Source organism: Thalassovita autumnalis (genome assembly GCF_001458255.1).
In the GTDB taxonomy this organism is placed as follows: Bacteria; Pseudomonadota; Alphaproteobacteria; order Rhodobacterales; family Rhodobacteraceae; genus Thalassobius; species Thalassobius autumnalis.
Genome location: NZ_CYSB01000037.1, coordinates 41016 through 59547 on the forward strand (window position 1 = coordinate 41016; position 18532 = coordinate 59547).

Below are 18532 nucleotides of genomic sequence, written 5' to 3' on the forward strand. Positions count from 1 at the left end.
ATTTACTACAAACCGCTTCAAGCATTTGAAACCATTATTGGCAAGCGTGTGACGAATAGAAGAGATGAATGATTTGTTTGCCAGTGAAAATCTGCTGGCGCAGATTTTTTCAGACCTATCCCGGCAACGGGATGGTAGAACGATCTACCTGATCGAACACGGGCTCACTCGCGACGAAATCGAGCAATTGCTTTACCTTGTCAGCAACCGGGCTCAGCTGCACCAGTTCACCAAGCGAGCGTGGCAGGACTTTCCATTGTCGCTTTCTGTAATCGTGACCGAGGTCGGATACGAATATAGGGGGACCGGGACGGACTTCTGGCCATTGGTTGAGTCAGCAATCAAGATCGACATCCCAATTCCGCAACGAAGCGGAATCTCCGAACTGTTCCGCGATTGCTCGAGACGGCTCGGAAGTGCGCGACCTCTGGATGATGCGTGGTCCTCGGCCTTCCCGCATCTTGCATGGCCTGTGCGCAACGCAATGGTCCCTCGCGAGGTTCATGGTCCCCTTGCGCGGCTCGTCAGGGAGTTCCTCAGCCAGACGCGCGGCCTTAGCGTAACCCGCGCCACACTGCCGGGCCTGCGAGAACTTGCCCGCGGCTTCGGTTCACGACGGCTGGAGTCATGGCTCCAAGATGACGACCTTGCGCTGGCGGTCATCAGCCATCTCGTCTCCGGTCGGACAGGCGATCTGGGTATGGCAGCCGGCTTCCTGCAGCGGCTCACCAAAGACTTGCGTTCCGAAAGCGAGGTCAGGCGGCTTGAACGCGTCATCCGGGCGAGGCGCCTTTCACAGCATCAGGGATTGGGGAGTCTTCCCAAGGCGACTTACGAACTTCTGCTCGATGATGCCGAAGCCCGAGGCTTGTCCGTAAGAGGACCGAGCCTCACCCCTGCCGAACTCGAAGCTGTCAGGTCAGAAGTAGATGTCCCTCTTTCGGCATTGACGGTCACCGTCGGCGCGCGCTCCACAACGCTTGAGCGTTTCCTTTGTGGAGATGTGGTCTTCATCGGACGTCCAATCGGAGTAGCCCCTCGCCCGCAAATCAGCGGAATCGAGGTGCCGGCTTGGCTTGAAGCCGTCGTTGATCCCGCGCCGGGACTGCTCTTCCGAGACGAGGGCGACGACGGCTATCAAACGCAGCTCAGACCCACTGACCGGGTGACGCCGGGCGTCTCTTTTTACGAGCTGGTTCTTGAAGGACTGGCCCTCGATGAATGGGGGGACGGACTCTACCACTTCATCAGCGGAACTCCGGAGGGCGATGCGGTGCTGGCCCGGCAAGGGATCCACGTCGAAGCTGAACCATTCTTCGACTTTCTCGGCGGCCTGACCTTGCGCCACGATGGTTCCACCGTAAGCCAAGCGTCGGGACGGCCAGTCCAGGCGCGCCCGCGGACAGCGGTCACAATCCTTGCTGAACGCCTCGACCAGTCAGAAAGCATCGAGTTCCGGCTTGCCGATGCCCTATGGCACGGGTTGCCGATGACCGAGGGGATCTGGACACTGTCGCCGCTCGACACGTCGAACGTTGCGCCGATCGACTTGGTTTTTCGCGAAATCGAACCACCAGCCCCCGTAAGCCTGTCCCTTCAACCTGATGGGATCGGCCTCGCGGAAGTCGCACGAGGTGCCGGGGCGCTGCATCTATCGACCCCGATTGCCCTGCATGATGTGGACATTGACATCACGTTGAGTTCCAGTGACGGCCAGTCCAGTGTAGTGCGTATCTGCGCGCCGAGCACGCCCCTCAGAATCGCTTTCGACGGCCCCGAGTTTGCTGATTTCCGGGCCACAGCCCGTCTTTGGAGCGGGGGCGGAATGCACGCTCGTCTAAAGGCTCGCGCGAAAGGCCTGGACACCAACGCTTGGGCACTGGCAGCTCCAGAGCCAGAGTGGAAATATGATCGCCGAAGCGGAAAATGGACTGCGGAAGGGCGAGAGACGTTCGAGTCACTCGTCTGCGACCCAGTGACGTCCTGTACAGTTTTTCACCCGTGCACCAAGACGCCAGCGGCTCCGTCTTCGGGATATGGTCTTCTCCGTCCAGCCGAGGGAACTGACGGCGCCTTGCGCAGTGGCGTTCTGGTGGAACCCGAAGCCGGCACGCTGCTCAGCAGCATCCCCAAGGCCGTCGCGGATCCAATTGCGCGCATCGCGACCACCCAAGGAGATTCGCGTGGCCTTGCCGAAGGGATCGAAGCGTACATCAGCTGGAGCCTTGCCTCAGCTGGAACCGTAGTTGGTGAAGGTCTTCGATCCAGCGCCCGCCGAAAACTCGAGGATCAGCTCGTCGCCGCGCTCTGCGGTGGTCTATGGATGAAGACGGAAAAGTCCTGTCGCGGACTTGGGACGGGCTTTCACCGGCGGCTGGTCGCCGAAGCCATGAAGGCAGACCTCGTCTGCGGCACCACAGCGTTTTCCCCACTGGATGACGATCAGGAGCACGAACTCGCCGTCTATCTTGAAGACTGCTTTCGCCAAGTATTGCCCGCGCCGGATCTGATCGTCATTCCTGACGGAGAGATGTGGCCGGAATTGGACGATGCGGTCCTCGATGCTTGGGAGAGGCTTTCGGAGAACGCCAAGTCCAAAGGCGCAGCTGAACTCGAATTCGACGCTGGCAACGCTGATGGCAGCTGGCAGAAACTCGTGGCGCGTGCCCGTGAAGCGGCCCGCCTTCCGGAATTGTCTGCACTGGTGCTGCCCTCACAGCGCGCGCAAAGCCTCGAACGGGTGCCGTACGAATCCAGCCATAGCGACGATCTGATCGCAGCCCTGGTGTCCAGCCATGTGGATATTCAGTCCCGAAGCGGACGCTGGATCGCGCCCGCCGACCTGCGAGCCTTGTTGAACCTTTTCCTGGCACCAGAACGTGTCATGGAGGACCCGGAATGGCGGGGCAGACTGCTGCGCTTCGGCGCGGACCGCTTCACCGCGCGTGCCGTTCGCTACGCCGCCTTGCGCTATCGTGCGACAATGAATGTTGACCTTTCATGAATACGTTTCACCTTGCCCAGTCGGGCTTTCACGCCCTCGAACGCCTCGTCGCAGCCGAATCCTGGGAAATGGGTGGGGCCCTCGGCGTCGCAGCTGACCCCTACCCACATCAGATCGCAAACCTGCGTCGCATCCTTGCCGACACGGAAATCCGTCACTTGCTCGCCGATGAGGTCGGCATGGGCAAAACGGTGCAGGCTTTGATGATCCTCAATATCCTGCGCAGGCGCGATCCGTCCTTGCGGGTCGCAATCGTTGCACCCGAACGCATCTGCTACCAGTGGCAGGTCGAGCTTTCGGCGCGCGGCCACATAGCGGCCCACATCCTGACAGACGCAGATGAAGAGCAGGAGCATCCCGATGGCGAAGGATATGTCCACCTGATAAAAGCGGACATGGTCTGCAGGCAACCGGCACGTCCCTCGCCTGAATATTATGACATGCTCATCGTGGACGAGGTCCATGCCATGAATCTCGATGACGCAACGTTTCTTTCCAACATGTGCCGTGAGCGTGGAAACTCTCCACGGTTCAGACACGTCCTGCTGCTGACCGCAACGCCACGGCTGGGCAATCCTGCTTGGGCGCAGGCGGTAATTGGCGCGATCGAACCAGAACGGTCTGCAATAGCCAATCTCCTCGGTCGCGAGCCCCTCGAATTCATTGCTGAAGAGGCCGCTGCGGCGCGGGGGCGCGTGGCGGACGGCGCACTCTCCGCCGCGGCATATAGAACAGCCTTCGCAGCAGATCGTCGCATCCTCCGCCAAACGCGGAGCCAGTGGCCCGGCGTTGCGCCGACGCGAAAGGTGCGCACGGTCCGAACCGCGCCCTCTGATGCCGAAATTCCGAAGATCATGCTGCAAAATGCAGCCTGTCGCGACGGTCGCGACAGCACGATAGCGTCTGCCCCTTGGTTGCAGTGCTGTCAGATGTTCCGTGCCGGATCAAGCCTACGCGCCGTTCTGCGCCACCGAACCTTCTCGGCTTATCCGGACTTGCGTGACGAGGTGGAGTCCACGCTGTCACGCAATCCCGGCAATGCATTGTTCGACGACCTTTGCGACGTGTTGCTCGGCTTCTGGCAAAAGGATGCAGAGCGGCGCATAATTGTTGTTGCCGGAGACACGCCCACCGTCGACATGCTGGAACGGCGCCTGTCGGACATGTTCCCGCACCTCTCAGACGGCGGGATCGCGACCATGCGTGGTCGCTACAACACCGATCTGGTGGATGTGGTCAGCGCCGTGCAGAGCCAAGCCACGGTCCTGATCATGGAGGAATTTGTCGAGGCGGGTCTCAACCTTCACAATTTTGCTGCTGACATGATCTTCTACAATCTGCCGTGGCAGGCCTCGCGTATTGATCAGCTCATCGGTCGCCTCGACCGCCTCCGCTCCGGCGGGCTGAGTGCGTACATTAAAGATCGAACTGTAGGCACGATCGGCATATGGCGCTTGGTTGTCGCCGGTTCCGCAGATGAGAGGGTTCTGGAAGCCCTCGACCTTCTTGATGTTTTCGAGCACCCTTTGCCGTACCTCGACGAAGCCCTGTCCCAACGCATCGACGGGATCATCACCGACGCGGCGGCTGGTCGAGCCAATTTCAGGCAGGCTGCTTCTGAACTGAAAGAAGAGCTTTCCTTCGGTCTAAATCAATCCGGAGAAAGCGTTGCTACGGTGGCACCGGGCACGCCGGATGACATCACAGAGGTCGTTGGTAGTATTCGTGAAGCGGAGCATGCAGGAAATACTTGGTTGCGTTTATTGCACGTTAGTGGCGCGTTGAAAGGCGGTTTTCCAAAAGCCAACGATGGCGAGCGTGTCGCGACATTGTCTTTGCCGCTGCTCTTGGAAAAGAGCCCCTATAAACTCGGTGCAATGACAACGCAGGAATCCGAAGTTTTCCGCTGGCGCCGGGACCGGCTTGGAAAGCCTCCCAAAAAAGATGTGGTCCTGCCAAATGATCGCCTCGGAAAACGGGCACGTTTCTTTTCGACCGGAGACGAATTGCATGATGACTTGGTTCGTCAAGCATACGCTACGTTGAAAGCCGGGACGGTGTCACCGATCCCGGTCGGCGTCCATTTGTCGGATGATAACCTGGCTGCAGATCTGATCGGGAAGACAATTCTTCTGGTTCGTAGCGCTTGGCGACCCTCATTGCTCAAGGACAAACAGCTCAGAGTGCGCGACGACGATGTTCCTGCTGTTCGCGTGGGCCGCCTTTCAGACCGCCGGTGGATCTCCACCCTGTTCCCGGATGCTGTCAGAACGCGCTGCCTCGTCGTCTCCGATGACGGGAGCGTCGAGGTCTGCACCGACGAGATCGCAAGAGCCCTCCTCAGAGAAGGCTGCAAACCGACAACGAACCGTCAGATCCAAATGACGATTTCGCCTTTCCGCCAAGTTCAGAAGCTTGTGACCGCGCTGGAACGGGAGATGATCCATGAAGATCGCCAGTGCCTTGGGAAGTTGCGCGAGGAAGCAACGGCGGCCTTTTCAGACAGAAAGCAGATTTTGACGTCTGAGACAGAAACATATGTTCGATGGAAGCAACTCAGCATCGAGCAATTGCGCTTACGCAACATCACAGACCAGCAACAGATTCAGATGACAGAAGGTCAGATCGCCGCTGAACAGCGACGCATGGAAACGCGGATATCAGGAATGACGGACCGGTTGAGAAGTCTTGAAGACGCGCTTTTAAGCCTTGCAAACCATTCGAAGACGGAAAGCTACGTCATCTTGGTCCGTGTCCTTCCGTCACCCAAGCTTTCGATCTAAGATGTTTTCGGAATGCCGGAGAAAGGGTGACCGTTTAGTCTGGCCGATCTGGCGGAGCCTATCGGAAATCGACATTCTTGCTCTCCTTCAAACGACGTCAGAGCGGGTAGACCGGACGACTACTCCCTTCGCCCGCGGCTTTGGGCCGTCACCGTCGTCCAAGTCGACCCAGTCTCGCCAGCTGCGCCAGCATTTTTGACCCCGAGTCTGCGGATCCTGTGCCTACTGCGGAACCCGTCTGCCCCATGCCTTGTCTCACGGGCATCTGCTGCACGCCGAAGAACTGCCGCGCCCGGAGAGCTGCGTATTCCCCCCCACTTGCCCCACCGATCAGGTAGCGATTGTAGGCCTGCTGGCTGCCCATGGCGGCGCGGGCGAAGCTGTAACCGCCGCCGAGACCACCTGAGAGGGCGGGCATCATGATGTTTCCGGAGATCGCGCGAACGATGAACGGCGTGGCGATAATGAAGCCCTTGGCCATGAGGACCATCATGAAGAAGGGGATGAGCGCGCCGATGTTGGAGGCCCCTTCCGGGTCGCCAAGCTCGCCGATCAGAGCGGAAGAGACGCCAGTGATCGTTGCGAACACCCCTGCGACGACGATTGGGTAGAGTGCGAAGGAAACCAACGCCGAAAGCCAACGCGCGAAGTAATCCTTGGTCACTTCGAACAGGGTCAGGAAAATCATGACCGGTGCGATCCCGATCAGAAGTGCGATCATCAGGCGGGATGCCACGAGGATGAACGCGGCGAGCCCACCGAGGATCGAAAGCAAGAGGACCCCGACAATGTCGAGCATGGCACCTGCCATCCAGTTCAGCTCTGATCCGGCGGCATTGAGGTAGTCGCCGAGTTCCGCGATCAGCCGGTCGAATTCTTCGGCGAAAGTTCCAGAAGGCCCCGGGGTGCCGCCACCAACCGAAGCAACCAACGCGCCTGCGATGCTGTCGATGCCGGCCAAGATAGCGGCGGAGAGGGCGTTGAACTGCACCCAGTTGGTGGAGAATATCCCGATCAACCCGATCTTGACCGCGAGCCAGAAGGCCGTGCGCCCGTCCATCGCTTTGTACTGGTAGATCATGTTCAGGAAGACGAGGATCACCACGAGCGTTGTTCCCAGGACGAGAAGCGTGCCGACCGTTGCCGCGACCGACCCGAACTGGGTTTCTGCGGCGGTGTCGAGATAGCCCTGGGAGGTTTCAACGAAATAGGTGACGACGCTCATGACGGGGCTGCCTTACCAATTGCCCGCGGCTTCGCAGATGGCCTTGGCGGCAGGGCGGGCAGCGTTTGCGCGGCGGTTGTAGGCGTCCGAGGCTTGCAGCATCTCCCATCGTTCGTCACTCGCGTACCTTTCCCGAAACACCGCCTCGGCAGCGTCCCAAGAGGGGAACCGGGTTTCACAGTCGCAGCTTTCGGTCTCGACGATGCGCTCGAGATTCTGGGCGCGGTAGATGTCTTGAACCAACACGCGCTGATAGGCTTGGCGCAGGGGGATCTCCTGCATCCACATGGGTTCAGCGGGCCGGTCTGGACAGACGTCGAAACTGCGCTCGAGGGTCGGCACGAGATTGCGCTCAGCGAAGCCGGGTGCCGACGTCAGGCCCAAGACCAGCGCAGTCAGTACGAGGGTACAGCCCGCCTGCCTCATGCCGTGGCTCTGGCGGGTGTGGTCTCGCGCTTAAGGAAGACAGTGTGTCCCACGTTGGCGAATTCCGAGGAGCTGATCGACACGACCTCCCAGCCTTCGGCCCCCTTCACATTTAGGCTGGCCTGCATGTCGGCAAGACTGGTTTTGCGGGTCATGGGAAAGGACAGGATATCGTATTCAAAGGTTTTCATTGGGAAGCTCCGATCTCATTGGTGCCGGGGAGGTAGAATTCGGTGATGCCGCGTTTGCCATCATGGCGACCGGCCTGGATGATTACGTCGATGGAGTTCTCGATGTACTGGATCATGTCGGCATAGGTCATCGGGATCTCGGTCTTGAGTGCGGCGATGGCCAGACGCTGCACGGCAAGTTGCGGGGTTTCTGCGTGCAGCGTGGTCATTGAGCCGCCATGGCCAGTGTTGATCGCCTCGAGGAAGGTCATGGCTTCCTTGCCTCGCACCTCGCCCAGGATGATCCGGTCGGGGCGCATGCGCAACGTTGCGGTGAGCAGCACATCGGCGGTCTGGAACTCCGCATCGCGATTGGCGATGAGGGTCACGGCATTGGGCTGGGTCGGCAGAAGCTCGGCGGCTTCCTCGATGGTGACGATGCGTTCCTCGGATGGCACGTGCGAGAGGATCTTGCGTGCAGCCACGGTCTTGCCGGTGGAGGTGCCGCCAGAGACGATCATGTTAAGCTTGTTGTCGACGCAAAAGGCCAGCGCATCGTCGATCACGCCCGCGGCCACCACTTCGCGCAGTTCGTGGGTTTTCTCGAGGCGGAGTTCTTCAAGCTTGCGTTCCTTGCCAAAAAGGAAATCAAGCGCAATTCCCTCGAGCGGCAGGCTTGAGAAGAACCGAAGGCTGATCGACATGGCCGAGAGCACGGCAGGCGGGGTGATGACCTGTGCGCGGATCGGACGGCCCTTGTAAGTGATCGAGACCGAGACGATGGGGCGGTCCTTGCTCATCGTGGTGTTGGCAGAGGAGGCGATCTGGTTGCCGAGGTCCTTCACTTCGGTTGCTGTCAGCTTCTGGTCCAGCTTTCTCATGAAGTGATCGCCCTGGAACTCGCCCCAGCAGGTTCCGTCTGGGTTGATGCAAATCTCGATGACATCGTCGCGGGCGGCGGCGTCGATCCGGTCGAGCGAGGTTTGAAGATAGCTCAGCGACATGGGCTCAGAATATCTCCAGATCGCGGTCGACCATGACCGTGACGCGGGCGCCCTGGTCGACATAGATGACCGGGCCGATCGAGAGGTAATCGCCAATCACACTGTCCGTGGCATCGGCAAGATCATCGCCCACGTCTTCGAGCACATCCGCGGCGGTTTCGTCCTGCACATTTGCAGCGGCTGCACTAGGCGCGGCGGAGATCAGTGAAATCAGCGCGGCCGAGCCGAAGCGCTCGTCAAAGCGCGTGTCGACAAAGCCGGTGACGCCGGAGCGACCCAATTCATCGCCCCCAAAAGAACTGATCTGGATGGTCTGGTTGTCGGGCAGAATGATCCGGTCCCAAGCGATCGTGACCCGGCGCTGCGCGATATCAACGCCCGAACGATAGCGCCCGATGAGGCGGGATCCACGCGGGATCAAGAGCCGAGAACCGTCGAAACTGAACACGTCTTCGGAAACAACGGCCCGGGTCTGGCCGGGCAGAGAGCTGTCGAGGGCGGTTTCCATGACGGCCTGGATCATCGTGCCCTGGATGATCGTGTTGGAGGGGTTGGCGATGACCTCAGCTTGCGTCACCGAAGTGGGCAGCGCACCATTCAGCACAAAATCCGTCACTTCCCCAAAAGTCCGTTCGGTCAAAGCAGTTTCATTTGCGCCTGAGGTGCCGCCAAAGGCGATGGTGGGCGAGGTGATGCGGCGCTCCTGAAACGCGCGCTCCTCAGCAGCGCGGCGTTCAAGTTCCGCGAGCCGTCGTGCTTCTTCCTCGCGGCGCAGCCGTTCTTCTTCCCGCGCGCGCAACTCGTCCTCGGTGGGCCCGGTGGGTGCGGGGAGGGGGCGGTTGGCCTCGAGTTGGGCCAGTTCCAGATCCATGCGGAGTTGCTCAAGGCTGCGATCCCGCGCCGTCAGTTCGTCCTGGAATCGTTGCTGTGCGGCTTCCGAGGCGGCTTGGAGCGCAGCGATCTGAGCGGTCAGCGCGTCGATCGCCTCTGCGGCGGCGGTGTCTTCCTCGACGACCGGTTCAGGGGCGTTGCGCAATTCCTCGATCTGGGCCTGAAGGGCTGCGAGCTGTGCCAGAAGCTCAGCATTGGGCTCGACCGGATCGGGTGCGACGAACACAACCTCGGGCTCGGGCGGGGGCAAGGTCTCGATGGTGCCGAACCCGTCGCCTTCGTTCTGGAAAACGTCCGGCGTGGCCGTGGGAAGGGCTTCCTCTTCCTCGGGTTGGGACATGAGATAGAGCAACGCACCGCCCGCGCCGATCACGAGGACGACGACCAAAGCGAGCAGCGGTGAGCGCCGTGGGGCAGGGGGCGAACCAGCGCCCTTACCTTGTTCTAGAGCAGCGAGGCGTTTCTCGAGGTCTGCGTTTCCAGTATCGCTCATGAGCCTACCCCCGCAGGTGGTGTGGCCTCGATGCAGACCACCTCCTCCCCGATCCGCAGCACCCATTGTCGGTTCACGCCTGAAACCCGGATCACGCCGTCCTCGGTGGCTTGCGTGTTGACCGTGCGCTCACGGCCATTGGCGTAGCGGAAGATCGCAGGCACCGGCGCGTTCCGCGGAAATTCGAAATACGTAAAGGTCCCGTCATCCCAGACACGGGTGGGGGTGAACTCGGTCCGCGCGCTGGCACCGTAATTATAGTTCGGCGCTTGGGCCGCGATGGCACGTGTGGGCCGCGTATTGTCTTCGGGGTAGCGGAACTGGACCACGTAAAAGGTCGGACTGCGGGTCTCCTGGACGTTGAAGTAGTAGCTCCGGCGGTTCGTATAGACTGTCACATTGGTATGCACCCCGCGTGCGACGGGCTTGATCGCGAAGGCCTGCCCGCCCGGCACACCGTCGATCTCGAAGCCCTCCGTGTCGCCGGCGATGATCGAGCGAATGCTTTCCCCCTCACCGAACTCGACCGTGGTCACATGGGTAAGCGAGACATTGAGACGGTAGACCTGACCCTCCTGGTAGGTGGCCAAGCGCACCCGGCTGTCGTTGGGACCGCCACGCGGGATGGCTTCGGCAGAGGCGAGGCCGGGCAACAGGGCAATGACAAAAATAAGCGATCTTATAAACAACAACGTCAGTTCTCCAATCTGTCGGAGCGGATGGAATATTCGAGGACGGTGAAGCCGAATGGATTGGTCCAGACCTCGTCGATGGAGCGGCGGGTCTCGGGGCGGAACTCGAAGAGAAGCGTGGCGGTGAAGAGGCCTGTCTGGACCCCGTTGATCGATGTCAGGCGCTTGCGCAGGCGCACGGTGGCGCGGTTCGTGCCGATGCGGTTGATGCTGAGGATTTCGACATCAAGCCGGGCATTGGGGCCATAGACGGTCGGCGGGTAGTTCTCATTGGCGCTGTTCCAGATCTGTCGCAGCCCGCTCTCGGCAGCTCCGTCCGAGCGGCGCAGGACGCTGCGGATGCGCAGATCGTTATCGAGCTGGTTATAGACCTCCCGGTCGGTCACGTAGCGGAAGACTTCCGCCTCGATGATGGCCTGGTTGGCTGTGACGGACGTCGCGCCCACCGAGGCCTCGGGGAGCGCGAAACCGGTGGCGGGATCATAGGGCACGACCACGGGCGGCGGATCGACATCAAGGATGGCAACGGCCGCTGCGCTCAGGCATCCGAGGATGCCTAAGATGAGGCCGATGAGCCCAAGGCGTTGCCAGAGCCGTTCGCGGCGCAGGGCACCATAGACCAGCTCTTCTTCGATGATTTCTTGTTCAGTCGCCACCATTCATGCCCCCGCTCGGCGTTTCGAAACAAGCGGCATCGGTTCTTCGCTGCCTCTCGCTGCGCTCGAACGCGAAAACCGATATTTGTTTTTGCGGGTCAATTTCGAAACGCCTTAGTCTGCCCGCAGGTCCGGCAAGGTGAAATCCATGAATCGCTGTTCTTCGGCGATGGTGGCGGCATCGATCACGCCGCCGGTGCCATCGCCCACGGTCTGGATGGCTTCGAGCTGCCACATGGCGACCAGCGCAATGGCGAGCTCCGCGGTCACGCGCGTGTTGAGATCGATGCTTTCCTTGAGTTCGTCCATGTCGTCGATAAGCCCCACAAGGCGGTCGACCCGCTCGAGCGATTGGCCGGCATCCTCATAGCTGTTCTGGGCGGCGGCTGAGACGAGCGCGCCGGTTGTTGCCTGCGTCGCCACGCGGTTCGCGCCCGGATTGCCGCTGGTGGCCATTTCCGAGAGGGTGTCATCGTCAAATCCGAGATCGGCCAGCACCCGATCCATCTGGGTTTCGATTTCGCCTGCGCCGGAGCCCGAGAGGCCGGAGAAATCCCCCGTCTTGATCGCCTCAATCGTGGCGAGGATGTCCCCGAACTCCTGGTCGAGTAGGCCATTGAGTTCGTCTTCCATCTCGGTGCGGATGATTTCGGGAAGCTCGGCGAGGCGGGTGAGCGCTTCATAGGTTCTTTGCAGCTCCGCGAGTTGATCCGTGAGTGTGGCTAGCTGTTCACGGAGCTGCGTCAGCTGCTCGTTTTGCAGAATCTCGTCTTCGATCATCTGCCGGAGCTGCTGGATGTTTTGCGCGATGTTCTGGGTATCGACGACCGGCACGCCTTGCGCGAGGGCAGGGGATAGGGCGCCCAGATGCAAACCAATCCCAAGCGTTGTGGCCAAGGCCGTCCTCAAGAATAGATGTCCCATCAGTCTATCTCCCTGATCGTGAATTCCATGAATGCACCCTCGGCCATACGGGCGCTGGCCTGTGCCAGTTCATCGGCAGACAGCACGCGGGTGCGAGCCGCCTGTAGCCGGCTGCGTGCGGCCACAAGGCGCACGAGTTCGGCGCGGGCATAGGTGTTGAGCGCGACGCTCTCCTGCACGTCTTCGGTCTCGGAAATCCGCTCGACGATGTCCGCGATGCGCAGGGCGGCTTGCCTGATCGCGGCGGGCGCGTTGTTGCCATAAAAGGCCGCGCCATGCCCGGTGATCGAGAGGTTCGCATTGGCGAGAAGCGCGGGGTCGATCGTGCCGAGTGCTTCGATCCCGCCGATACGGCTCAGGTAGAGATTGTAGCGTTCCGGAATGACCTGGACGTAGTGCTGGGTCTCGGTAAAGGGCGGCACGCCCCCATATTCGAAGACACGACCGGGTCCGGCGTTATAGGCCGCGAGCGCGTTGATGATGTTGCCGTCGAAGGTGTTGAGCTGGGTCGCGAGATAGCGAGCACCGCCATGCACCTGCAGGTAGGGGCTGTCATAGTATTCCGGATTGATACCCAGATCGCTGGCGGTGCCCGGCATGATCTGGGTGAGACCATAGGCGCCGACGGGAGACCGTGCCCCAATGGTGAACCGGCTTTCCTGCCAGATGAGCGCTTGCAGCAACGCGCGCCACTGGACGGGTGAGAGCCCTGCGCGGCCAACTCCCGCAAAGCCGCTGGTCTCCTGGGCGACGCGGATAATGAGCTGCTCGATGTTTTCCGCCGCATCCCCGAACATCTGTGCGCCGCCGGGATTGGGATCGATCTCGCCCGTGCCATAGACCGCCTCGACGGAGCGGGCCGGATCCCCGCTGCCGCTTTCCAGCCCCGAGACCATAGCCGGCAAGCCCTGACCGCCGAAGCTGGTCTGGGCATCGAGGATGCGTTGCAGGGTTTCCAGCTGCTCCCGTTCGATCTCGGCAATGAGTTCGCGCACGGCAAGCTTGTCCGACTGAACGGCCAAGTCAGCCTCGCGATCGCCGGTCTCAACGATGTCACGCGCGGTCAGCCCACTGTCATTGGTCGGCACGCCCTGAGACAAGGCGAGACCGGGCAGCAGGCAAAGTGCGAGGATATGAGGCGGGCTAGACTTCAATGTGGCCCTCCGGGGTGCCAAGGGGCGTGAAGTCACAATCGGGCGCGACGGGTGCCGTGGACGCAAGGAATGTGAAGCAATTGGCCTGCGGCTCCTGGTACTGGGCGCAGGAGGCCAAAGCGCCGAGCGCGGTGAGAAGAAACAGGGTACGGATCATGAAAGCCTCCAGAAGTCTGGGCGGTCGCGGTAATCGGGGCCGACGAGCGCCTCGCCTTTCTCCATGCCGCCGAGGATGGTGAGATTGGGCCCGAGAGCACTGAGATCGGCATCGACCACGATTGAGCCCTGATCGTCGCGGATCAGTGCGAGGCGGCTGTTGCTGCCCGTGTTGAGAAGGACGTCGAGCTCCTTCTCCGTGAGGTTCAGCATGGCGTAATCCGCAGGCTGCGCGCGGATATTGGGCAGCAGGATCTGCGTCGGAACGGCCTCGACGATGGTCTTACCGGTCCGGGTGCGCTCGAGCTGGCTTGCGTATTGCGTCATCATCACCGCGACGGTGTTCTGCTTGCGCGCGGTCACCAGCCAGTTCGACAGCCGCTCGGCGAAATACGCGTTATCGAGGGCCTTCCAGGCCTCGTCGATCACGATGATGGTGGGGCGGCGATCCTCGATCTCGCGCTCGACCCGGCGGAAGAGATAGGAGAGGACCGCCATCCGTTCCTTGTCGGCCTCGCTGTCGAGAATGCCGGTCAGATCGAAGCCCACCACATCGCCTTTGAGGGAGAAGGTGTCCGCAAGGCTCTGCCCGAAGATCCAGCCATAGCGGCCGTCCTCGGTCCATTCGAGCAGGCGCTGGTGCAGATCGCCGCCATCATCGGTGGACACAAAAAGCGATGCGAAATCCCGCCAGTTCCGCAGGGCCGGATTGGAGGCCTGTGCGTTCTGGCGGACGACTTCCTGGATGCGGTTGGTCTGTGCGGGCGTCAGGGGCTTGTCAGCGCGGTAGAGCAGGGCGGCAAGCCAATCCGACAGCCAGGCGGTGCCGCGCGCATCGGTCTCGGTCCAGAGCGGGTTGAGGCCCGTGGGCTGACCGGCGTTCAGGGACGCGTAGCGCCCGCCATTCGCGCGGACCGCCATCTCCATACCGGATCGGTAATCGAAGACGAAGACCCGGGCGCCCGCGCGACGGGCCTGGGTCATCAGGAAGGCCGAAAGCACAGACTTACCTGACCCGGGCCGCCCCATGATCAGGGTATGGCCGCTGGTGGGTTCTTTGTCGGGCGCGCCCTGCTCGTGATAGGAAAACCGGTAGGCGCTTTGCTCCGGCGTGGGCAGATAGGTGACGACCCGGCCCCAGGGGGTAAGTGCTGCAGGTTTGCCGAGCTGTGTCCGGTGGAAGGCCGCGAAATCCGCGAAGTTGCGATTGGTGACGGCGCTGGCACGCACGCGCTTGGGCTGGTTGCCGGGATGCTGGCTGAGGTAATGCGCCTTGGCGGCGACCCGCTCGCCAATCATCTTCACGCCTTCGGTTGCGGCGGCGTTCACGATCTCGGCGCTGAGCGTTTGCAGCTCATCCAGCGTTTCGCAAAAGAGCGTCACGACCATATGATGCTCGCCGAAGCTTTGGCGCTTGGCCTCGAGATCATCGGCGGCGATGTCGAGGGCTTCCATGAGCGAGAGGGCCGCGTCCTGGCTGGCCTGCATCTGGCGCTTTTGTCGCTTGATACGGCCCGCCATGAGGTTCGAATTGATCGGCGTGAAGGAGTGCGTCACGATCATGTCGACCGGCAGGTTCAGCATGTCGAACATGGTGCAGGAGGTGCCTTCGGAATATTCCCCGATGGTGAAACTCTTGCCGTAGCGGTGGCCCACGACGCCCTCGGAAAGCTCGAAATGGTCGCCGTGAAACGTCACGCGGGTATTGGCGACGTTGAAGGACAGAAAGCCGTAGGTGTTGGCCGGGTAGAGCGGCAGCTCGGTGCCCGTGTTGAGCGCGCCCAAAAATCCCACCAACTCTCCCGATCCGGCTGACAGCAGGCGCGGCCTGAGCTCGGTCAGCCCCGAGAGGAAGACGTTCACAGCCTCACCGAGGCGCTGCAGGCGTTTGCGGGTCTCCTCCTTCAGTCGGTCCGGCGCGCTGCGGCTCAGGAACGGCAGGAGGCTTTTCGGGGGCGGGCGGTGAATGACGGTGAGCGTCAGGGTCTTGTCGCGGAGCCCGCTGGTCTCGAGTTTCGCGCGCCAGCGCCGGTCCACCTCGCCTGCGAAGCTGTCCTCGCGGATGGGGTCGAGATCAGGTTTGATGGCCTTGGAGACCTTGTGGACGTAATAGCTGAATTCCGGCCCGAGCTGCGCGACAATGCGGGCAAAAAGCGCCGTCACCTTGTCGAGATAGGCATCGTCCGTCGTGTAGCTGTTGATCCCCTCGAGCCGGATGCAGCGGAAGAGCTCATTAACCCGGGTGCGCACGGTCTGGCCATCGACGAGGCTCACATAGGGCAGCATATGCGCAAGGCGGGTCTCGCGCGCATACCATTCCGGCGTCATCGTGCGGGGATCGAGCGCAGCATCAGGGGCTTCATCACGGGGCATAGCTGTCCCCGCCATGGATGGACCTGTTGCGCGTGGGCGGTGTCTCCTGCAGCGACGTCATCATCACATCGATGAAGCGCGGGTCCCAATCTGCGGCCTTCCAAAGCACCGGATAGAGCAGAGCCGCGACAGCCAGCATCGCAATATGCTGGACCCAGACGAAGAGAAGCACCGAGCCGAAGAGCCAGACCATCGCATACATGATGGGCAGGCCCAGGAGCTTCGGCGGACGCACGAGGCCGAGGAAGAGAGGCGCGCGCTCAGCCACCGGCAAAGACCGCGGCAACGATGGTGGGGGCGGCGGCGACACCAGCGATCCCGACAAGCACCCAAAGCGCCTGGCGCAGGTCGATGATGTTGAAGAACCAGCTCAAGAAAACGCCGAGGACCGCGAGTGTGGCGATGACCACACCAAGAGGGCCGGTCAGCGCATCGACAATGCCCTGCAACAAGCTCTGGATCGGGGAGAGATCGATGCTCTGCGCAAGGGCGGGCTCGGCAATGAACAGGAATAGCGCCAGCGAGGCGACAAAGAGGTTTGAAATCTGTTTCATGAATTTGATCCTTCCAATCGGGCTACGACAGCCATGACGCGGGCCACGTGGTTCTGGGTTTCTCGGTAAGGGGGAATGCCACCGTGTTGGCGCACGGCGTCGGGACCGGCGTTGTAGGCCGCCAGCGCCAGATGCGGATCGCCGAAGCGCTCCAGCATCATCGCGAGGTAGCGGGCAGAGCCGTCGAGGTTCTGTTGAGGGTCACGCGGGTCAACGCCGAGGTCGCGCGCGGTGTCGGGCATCAGCTGACCAAGGCCAATGGCGCCCGCATGTGAGATCGCATCCTGCCGGTAGGCGCTCTCAACCTCGATATTGGCGCGGTAGAGAGCCAGCCAATCCCTCACGGAGAGCTCTGCGCGCCGCAGGCCCGGATGGCCGGCATAGCGCAGGGCCGTTGCCTCGATGCCTAAGAGAACGTCTGCGCGGGGCAGGGGTGCTGGCTGGGCGAGTGCCGCAAACCTCAGCGCGTCAGGTTCGGAAGCTGCTTCAGTCTCGCCAAGAATGGCCAAACCATCGGACGCCGATCCCTGACCAATGCCGTCATTGTAGTTTCGAGCAAAGCTGCTTTGGGAGCGTGACGGGATCAGGGAGCCGTCGCTCTCCATGACCAGGACCATTTGAGCTGAGGCAGGTGCTGCGACCAGCCAGAGACAGACGAGGTTAGCTGCCAGCGCCCTTGTCTGATGGGGCTTTGTCTGGCGGCGCAAGTTTGTGCGTACGGCTTGTCCCCGCCTCAAGCGGCAGGTCGACATGTGCAAAGCCAAGGCCAATAAAGAAAGACACCACGCCGGAGATCGTCTTGAACTCGCGGATCTTGATATCGTTGTAGGTCGTCCGCGTGCGGGCGGTGACGAGGAGCTTTTCCACCCCGTCATCAGAGACAACACGCATGATCCAGACCCCGTAATAGCTGGGGCCTTTCTTGTGTGCCGACTCTTGGCACAGGATTTCTGCGCTATAGCCGCTTTCCACGAGTTCGCGGAACCTGGCTTCCGTAACCACATTTGGTGCTTCGATGTCCCAGTTCATGGCCCGGCTCACGCTTTCTCCAATGGCGTGACCCCAGGCATTCCTACTTGAAGCCCAGAGTTACGATAGTATACTATCAACCGCAAGATGTAATATCGCGCTTTAGCTGTAGTTTGGTTACGCAAACACTAGTCACGGCCAGTGTCCGCGATCAAGGAGATAACAGGTTTGAGAAACCCAAGGTTGACAGGCCTGCTCCCATTACAAGCTATGGCCCTCCTGATCTGCCTCTCTGGGCCGGGTTTCGCGGAATCCTGCCTCGCGCCGTCCCGTCCCTTCCTGCCAAGCGATTCGCAGGCAGCGCGGGACTATGCGGACATCATCCGTGGCGATTTCGAAGACTACATTCAGGATATCCAGCGCTATTTCCGTTGCCTCGACGGCGAACGGGCCCGTGCCTTCGAGGAAGCGAGGGAGGTTAGTGAGGACTACGGCCAATTTCTGCATTTGGTAGGGGATTGATGGGCAACCTCGGGAGCATCAGACTTGCAGCCCATGGAAACCAGACGCCGATAACACCCTTATATATCTACTTTTTAGATAACAGATTTCATCCGCTAGCGACGTCACAAAAGGTATGTGACGCGTGGCAAAGACAATCAGAAGCAAGGGACAGGTGGCACTCTGCCAGGCGTTGGTCGACGCTCGCATCGATGCGGGCCTTGGCCAGGAAGACTTGGCGGACAGGCTCAGATGCCATCAATCTCTCGTGGCGCGCATTGAGAGCGGCGAACGCCGGATCGACGTCGTCGAACTGGTCGTTCTGGCGCGCGCCATCGGCTTTGACCCGTTCGATGTCTTGGCGATCGTCGAAGCCGCCACGGAGCCCGACCACAGGATTTAAGCGATTTCATCAATCGAGAACACGGGAGGTGACTTCTCCCGGTGTGAATTCGTTACCGCGAGGACGAACAGTAACCGATTTTAACGAGGCCCGGCACACGGTTGCAGCAAACGCTTTGGATCTGAGCTGCTATCCGCAACGCCAAATTGCAGGA

Annotated in this window: 19 protein-coding genes; 4 read left to right on the plus strand and 15 right to left on the minus strand. The window is 61.1% G+C overall.

Annotation, left to right across the window (positions count from 1 at the left end):
- Positions 1–64 precede the first annotated feature (64 nt).
- A complete protein-coding gene (locus tag TL5118_RS14470) occupies positions 65–3004 on the plus strand; it encodes a hypothetical protein (protein ID WP_058243510.1) in 2940 nt (979 codons plus the stop codon).
- A complete protein-coding gene (locus tag TL5118_RS14475) occupies positions 3001–5787 on the plus strand; it encodes an SNF2-related protein (protein WP_058243509.1) in 2787 nt (928 codons plus the stop codon). Before TL5118_RS14470 ends, TL5118_RS14475 begins: the two co-directional genes overlap by 4 nt.
- 148 nt (positions 5788–5935) lie before the next feature.
- Here TL5118_RS14475 and TL5118_RS14480 read toward each other — a convergent pair whose 3' ends face one another.
- The 15 genes from TL5118_RS14480 to TL5118_RS14545 form a co-directional block, all read right to left on the minus strand.
- Positions 5936–7012: a TrbL/VirB6 family protein gene (locus tag TL5118_RS14480; RefSeq protein ID WP_058243508.1), complete on the minus strand. Its 1077-nt coding sequence runs from the start codon at positions 7010–7012 to the stop codon at positions 5936–5938.
- Positions 7013–7024: 12 nt separating this feature from the next.
- Positions 7025–7438 carry a hypothetical protein gene (locus TL5118_RS14485; protein WP_058243507.1) on the minus strand — a complete coding sequence of 138 codons (414 nt, stop codon included), beginning with the start codon at positions 7436–7438 and terminating at the stop codon, positions 7025–7027.
- Complete coding sequence (locus tag TL5118_RS14490; RefSeq protein ID WP_009807516.1) at positions 7435–7629, minus strand: hypothetical protein; 195 nt, start codon at positions 7627–7629, stop codon at positions 7435–7437. The genes TL5118_RS14485 and TL5118_RS14490 overlap by 4 nt, the downstream gene beginning before the upstream one ends.
- Positions 7626–8612 (minus strand): ATPase, T2SS/T4P/T4SS family, encoded by a 987-nt coding sequence (locus TL5118_RS14495; protein ID WP_058243506.1) that lies wholly within the window; start codon positions 8610–8612, stop codon positions 7626–7628. The genes TL5118_RS14490 and TL5118_RS14495 overlap by 4 nt, the downstream gene beginning before the upstream one ends.
- A gap of 4 nt (positions 8613–8616) precedes the next feature.
- Complete coding sequence (locus TL5118_RS14500) at positions 8617–9996, minus strand: TraB/TrbI/VirB10 family type IV secretion system protein (RefSeq protein ID WP_058243505.1); 1380 nt, start codon at positions 9994–9996, stop codon at positions 8617–8619.
- Positions 9993–10688, minus strand: coding sequence for a TrbG/VirB9 family P-type conjugative transfer protein (locus TL5118_RS14505; RefSeq protein WP_058243504.1), 696 nt, complete (start codon positions 10686–10688; stop codon positions 9993–9995). The genes TL5118_RS14500 and TL5118_RS14505 overlap by 4 nt, the downstream gene beginning before the upstream one ends.
- 2 nt (positions 10689–10690) lie before the next feature.
- On the minus strand, positions 10691–11347 hold the full coding sequence (locus TL5118_RS14510) for a VirB8 family type IV secretion system protein (protein WP_058243503.1): 657 nt from the start codon (positions 11345–11347) through the stop codon (positions 10691–10693).
- 111 nt (positions 11348–11458) lie between these two features.
- Entirely contained in the window at positions 11459–12268 is an 810-nt protein-coding gene (locus TL5118_RS14515; protein ID WP_058243502.1) for a type IV secretion system protein, read from the minus strand.
- Positions 12268–13356 carry a lytic transglycosylase domain-containing protein gene (locus TL5118_RS14520; protein ID WP_058243501.1) on the minus strand — a complete coding sequence of 363 codons (1089 nt, stop codon included), beginning with the start codon at positions 13354–13356 and terminating at the stop codon, positions 12268–12270. The genes TL5118_RS14515 and TL5118_RS14520 overlap by 1 nt, the downstream gene beginning before the upstream one ends.
- A 55-nt stretch (positions 13357–13411) precedes the next feature.
- The gene (locus TL5118_RS21410) at positions 13412–13579 is read right to left on the minus strand and encodes a hypothetical protein (protein WP_165590051.1); all 168 of its coding nucleotides are present in this window, start codon (positions 13577–13579) and stop codon (positions 13412–13414) included.
- The gene (locus TL5118_RS14525; protein ID WP_058243500.1) at positions 13576–15951 is read right to left on the minus strand and encodes a VirB4 family type IV secretion/conjugal transfer ATPase; all 2376 of its coding nucleotides are present in this window, start codon (positions 15949–15951) and stop codon (positions 13576–13578) included. Before TL5118_RS14525 ends, TL5118_RS21410 begins: the two co-directional genes overlap by 4 nt.
- Positions 15941–16219 carry a VirB3 family type IV secretion system protein gene (locus tag TL5118_RS14530; protein WP_058243499.1) on the minus strand — a complete coding sequence of 93 codons (279 nt, stop codon included), beginning with the start codon at positions 16217–16219 and terminating at the stop codon, positions 15941–15943. Before TL5118_RS14530 ends, TL5118_RS14525 begins: the two co-directional genes overlap by 11 nt.
- The gene (locus TL5118_RS14535) at positions 16212–16505 is read right to left on the minus strand and encodes a TrbC/VirB2 family protein (RefSeq protein WP_008282963.1); all 294 of its coding nucleotides are present in this window, start codon (positions 16503–16505) and stop codon (positions 16212–16214) included. The genes TL5118_RS14530 and TL5118_RS14535 overlap by 8 nt, the downstream gene beginning before the upstream one ends.
- Positions 16502–17122 (minus strand): lytic transglycosylase domain-containing protein, encoded by a 621-nt coding sequence (locus TL5118_RS14540; RefSeq protein WP_058243498.1) that lies wholly within the window; start codon positions 17120–17122, stop codon positions 16502–16504. Before TL5118_RS14540 ends, TL5118_RS14535 begins: the two co-directional genes overlap by 4 nt.
- Positions 17123–17165: 43 nt before the next feature.
- Positions 17166–17534 carry a hypothetical protein gene (locus TL5118_RS14545; RefSeq protein ID WP_009807505.1) on the minus strand — a complete coding sequence of 123 codons (369 nt, stop codon included), beginning with the start codon at positions 17532–17534 and terminating at the stop codon, positions 17166–17168.
- Between the two features lie 210 nt (positions 17535–17744).
- Here TL5118_RS14545 and TL5118_RS14550 point away from each other — a divergent pair, with 210 nt between their 5' ends.
- On the plus strand, positions 17745–17996 hold the full coding sequence (locus tag TL5118_RS14550) for a hypothetical protein (protein WP_058243497.1): 252 nt from the start codon (positions 17745–17747) through the stop codon (positions 17994–17996).
- A gap of 124 nt (positions 17997–18120) precedes the next feature.
- Positions 18121–18378, plus strand: coding sequence for a helix-turn-helix domain-containing protein (locus TL5118_RS14555; protein ID WP_058243496.1), 258 nt, complete (start codon positions 18121–18123; stop codon positions 18376–18378).
- Positions 18379–18532: the final 154 nt, after the last annotated feature.

Excerpts from the sequence above, each read along its gene's own strand:
- TL5118_RS14470 (WP_058243510.1), top strand. The coding sequence starts at position 65 with ATGAATGATTTGTTTGCCAGTGAAAATCTGCTGGCGCAGATTTTTTCA.
- TL5118_RS14475 (WP_058243509.1), top strand. The coding sequence starts at position 3,001 with ATGAATACGTTTCACCTTGCCCAGTCGGGCTTTCACGCCCTCGAACGC.
- TL5118_RS14480 (WP_058243508.1), bottom strand. The coding sequence starts at position 7,012 with ATGAGCGTCGTCACCTATTTCGTTGAAACCTCCCAGGGCTATCTCGAC.
- TL5118_RS14485 (WP_058243507.1), bottom strand. The coding sequence starts at position 7,438 with ATGAGGCAGGCGGGCTGTACCCTCGTACTGACTGCGCTGGTCTTGGGC.
- TL5118_RS14490 (WP_009807516.1), bottom strand. The coding sequence starts at position 7,629 with ATGAAAACCTTTGAATACGATATCCTGTCCTTTCCCATGACCCGCAAA.
- TL5118_RS14495 (WP_058243506.1), bottom strand. The coding sequence starts at position 8,612 with ATGTCGCTGAGCTATCTTCAAACCTCGCTCGACCGGATCGACGCCGCC.
- TL5118_RS14500 (WP_058243505.1), bottom strand. The coding sequence starts at position 9,996 with ATGAGCGATACTGGAAACGCAGACCTCGAGAAACGCCTCGCTGCTCTA.
- TL5118_RS14510 (WP_058243503.1), bottom strand. The coding sequence starts at position 11,347 with ATGGTGGCGACTGAACAAGAAATCATCGAAGAAGAGCTGGTCTATGGT.
- TL5118_RS14515 (WP_058243502.1), bottom strand. The coding sequence starts at position 12,268 with ATGGGACATCTATTCTTGAGGACGGCCTTGGCCACAACGCTTGGGATT.
- TL5118_RS21410 (WP_165590051.1), bottom strand. The coding sequence starts at position 13,579 with ATGATCCGTACCCTGTTTCTTCTCACCGCGCTCGGCGCTTTGGCCTCC.
- TL5118_RS14525 (WP_058243500.1), bottom strand. The coding sequence starts at position 15,951 with ATGCCCCGTGATGAAGCCCCTGATGCTGCGCTCGATCCCCGCACGATG.
- TL5118_RS14535 (WP_008282963.1), bottom strand. The coding sequence starts at position 16,505 with ATGAAACAGATTTCAAACCTCTTTGTCGCCTCGCTGGCGCTATTCCTG.
- TL5118_RS14540 (WP_058243498.1), bottom strand. The coding sequence starts at position 17,122 with ATGGTCCTGGTCATGGAGAGCGACGGCTCCCTGATCCCGTCACGCTCC.
- TL5118_RS14545 (WP_009807505.1), bottom strand. The coding sequence starts at position 17,534 with ATGAACTGGGACATCGAAGCACCAAATGTGGTTACGGAAGCCAGGTTC.
- TL5118_RS14550 (WP_058243497.1), top strand. The coding sequence starts at position 17,745 with ATGGCCCTCCTGATCTGCCTCTCTGGGCCGGGTTTCGCGGAATCCTGC.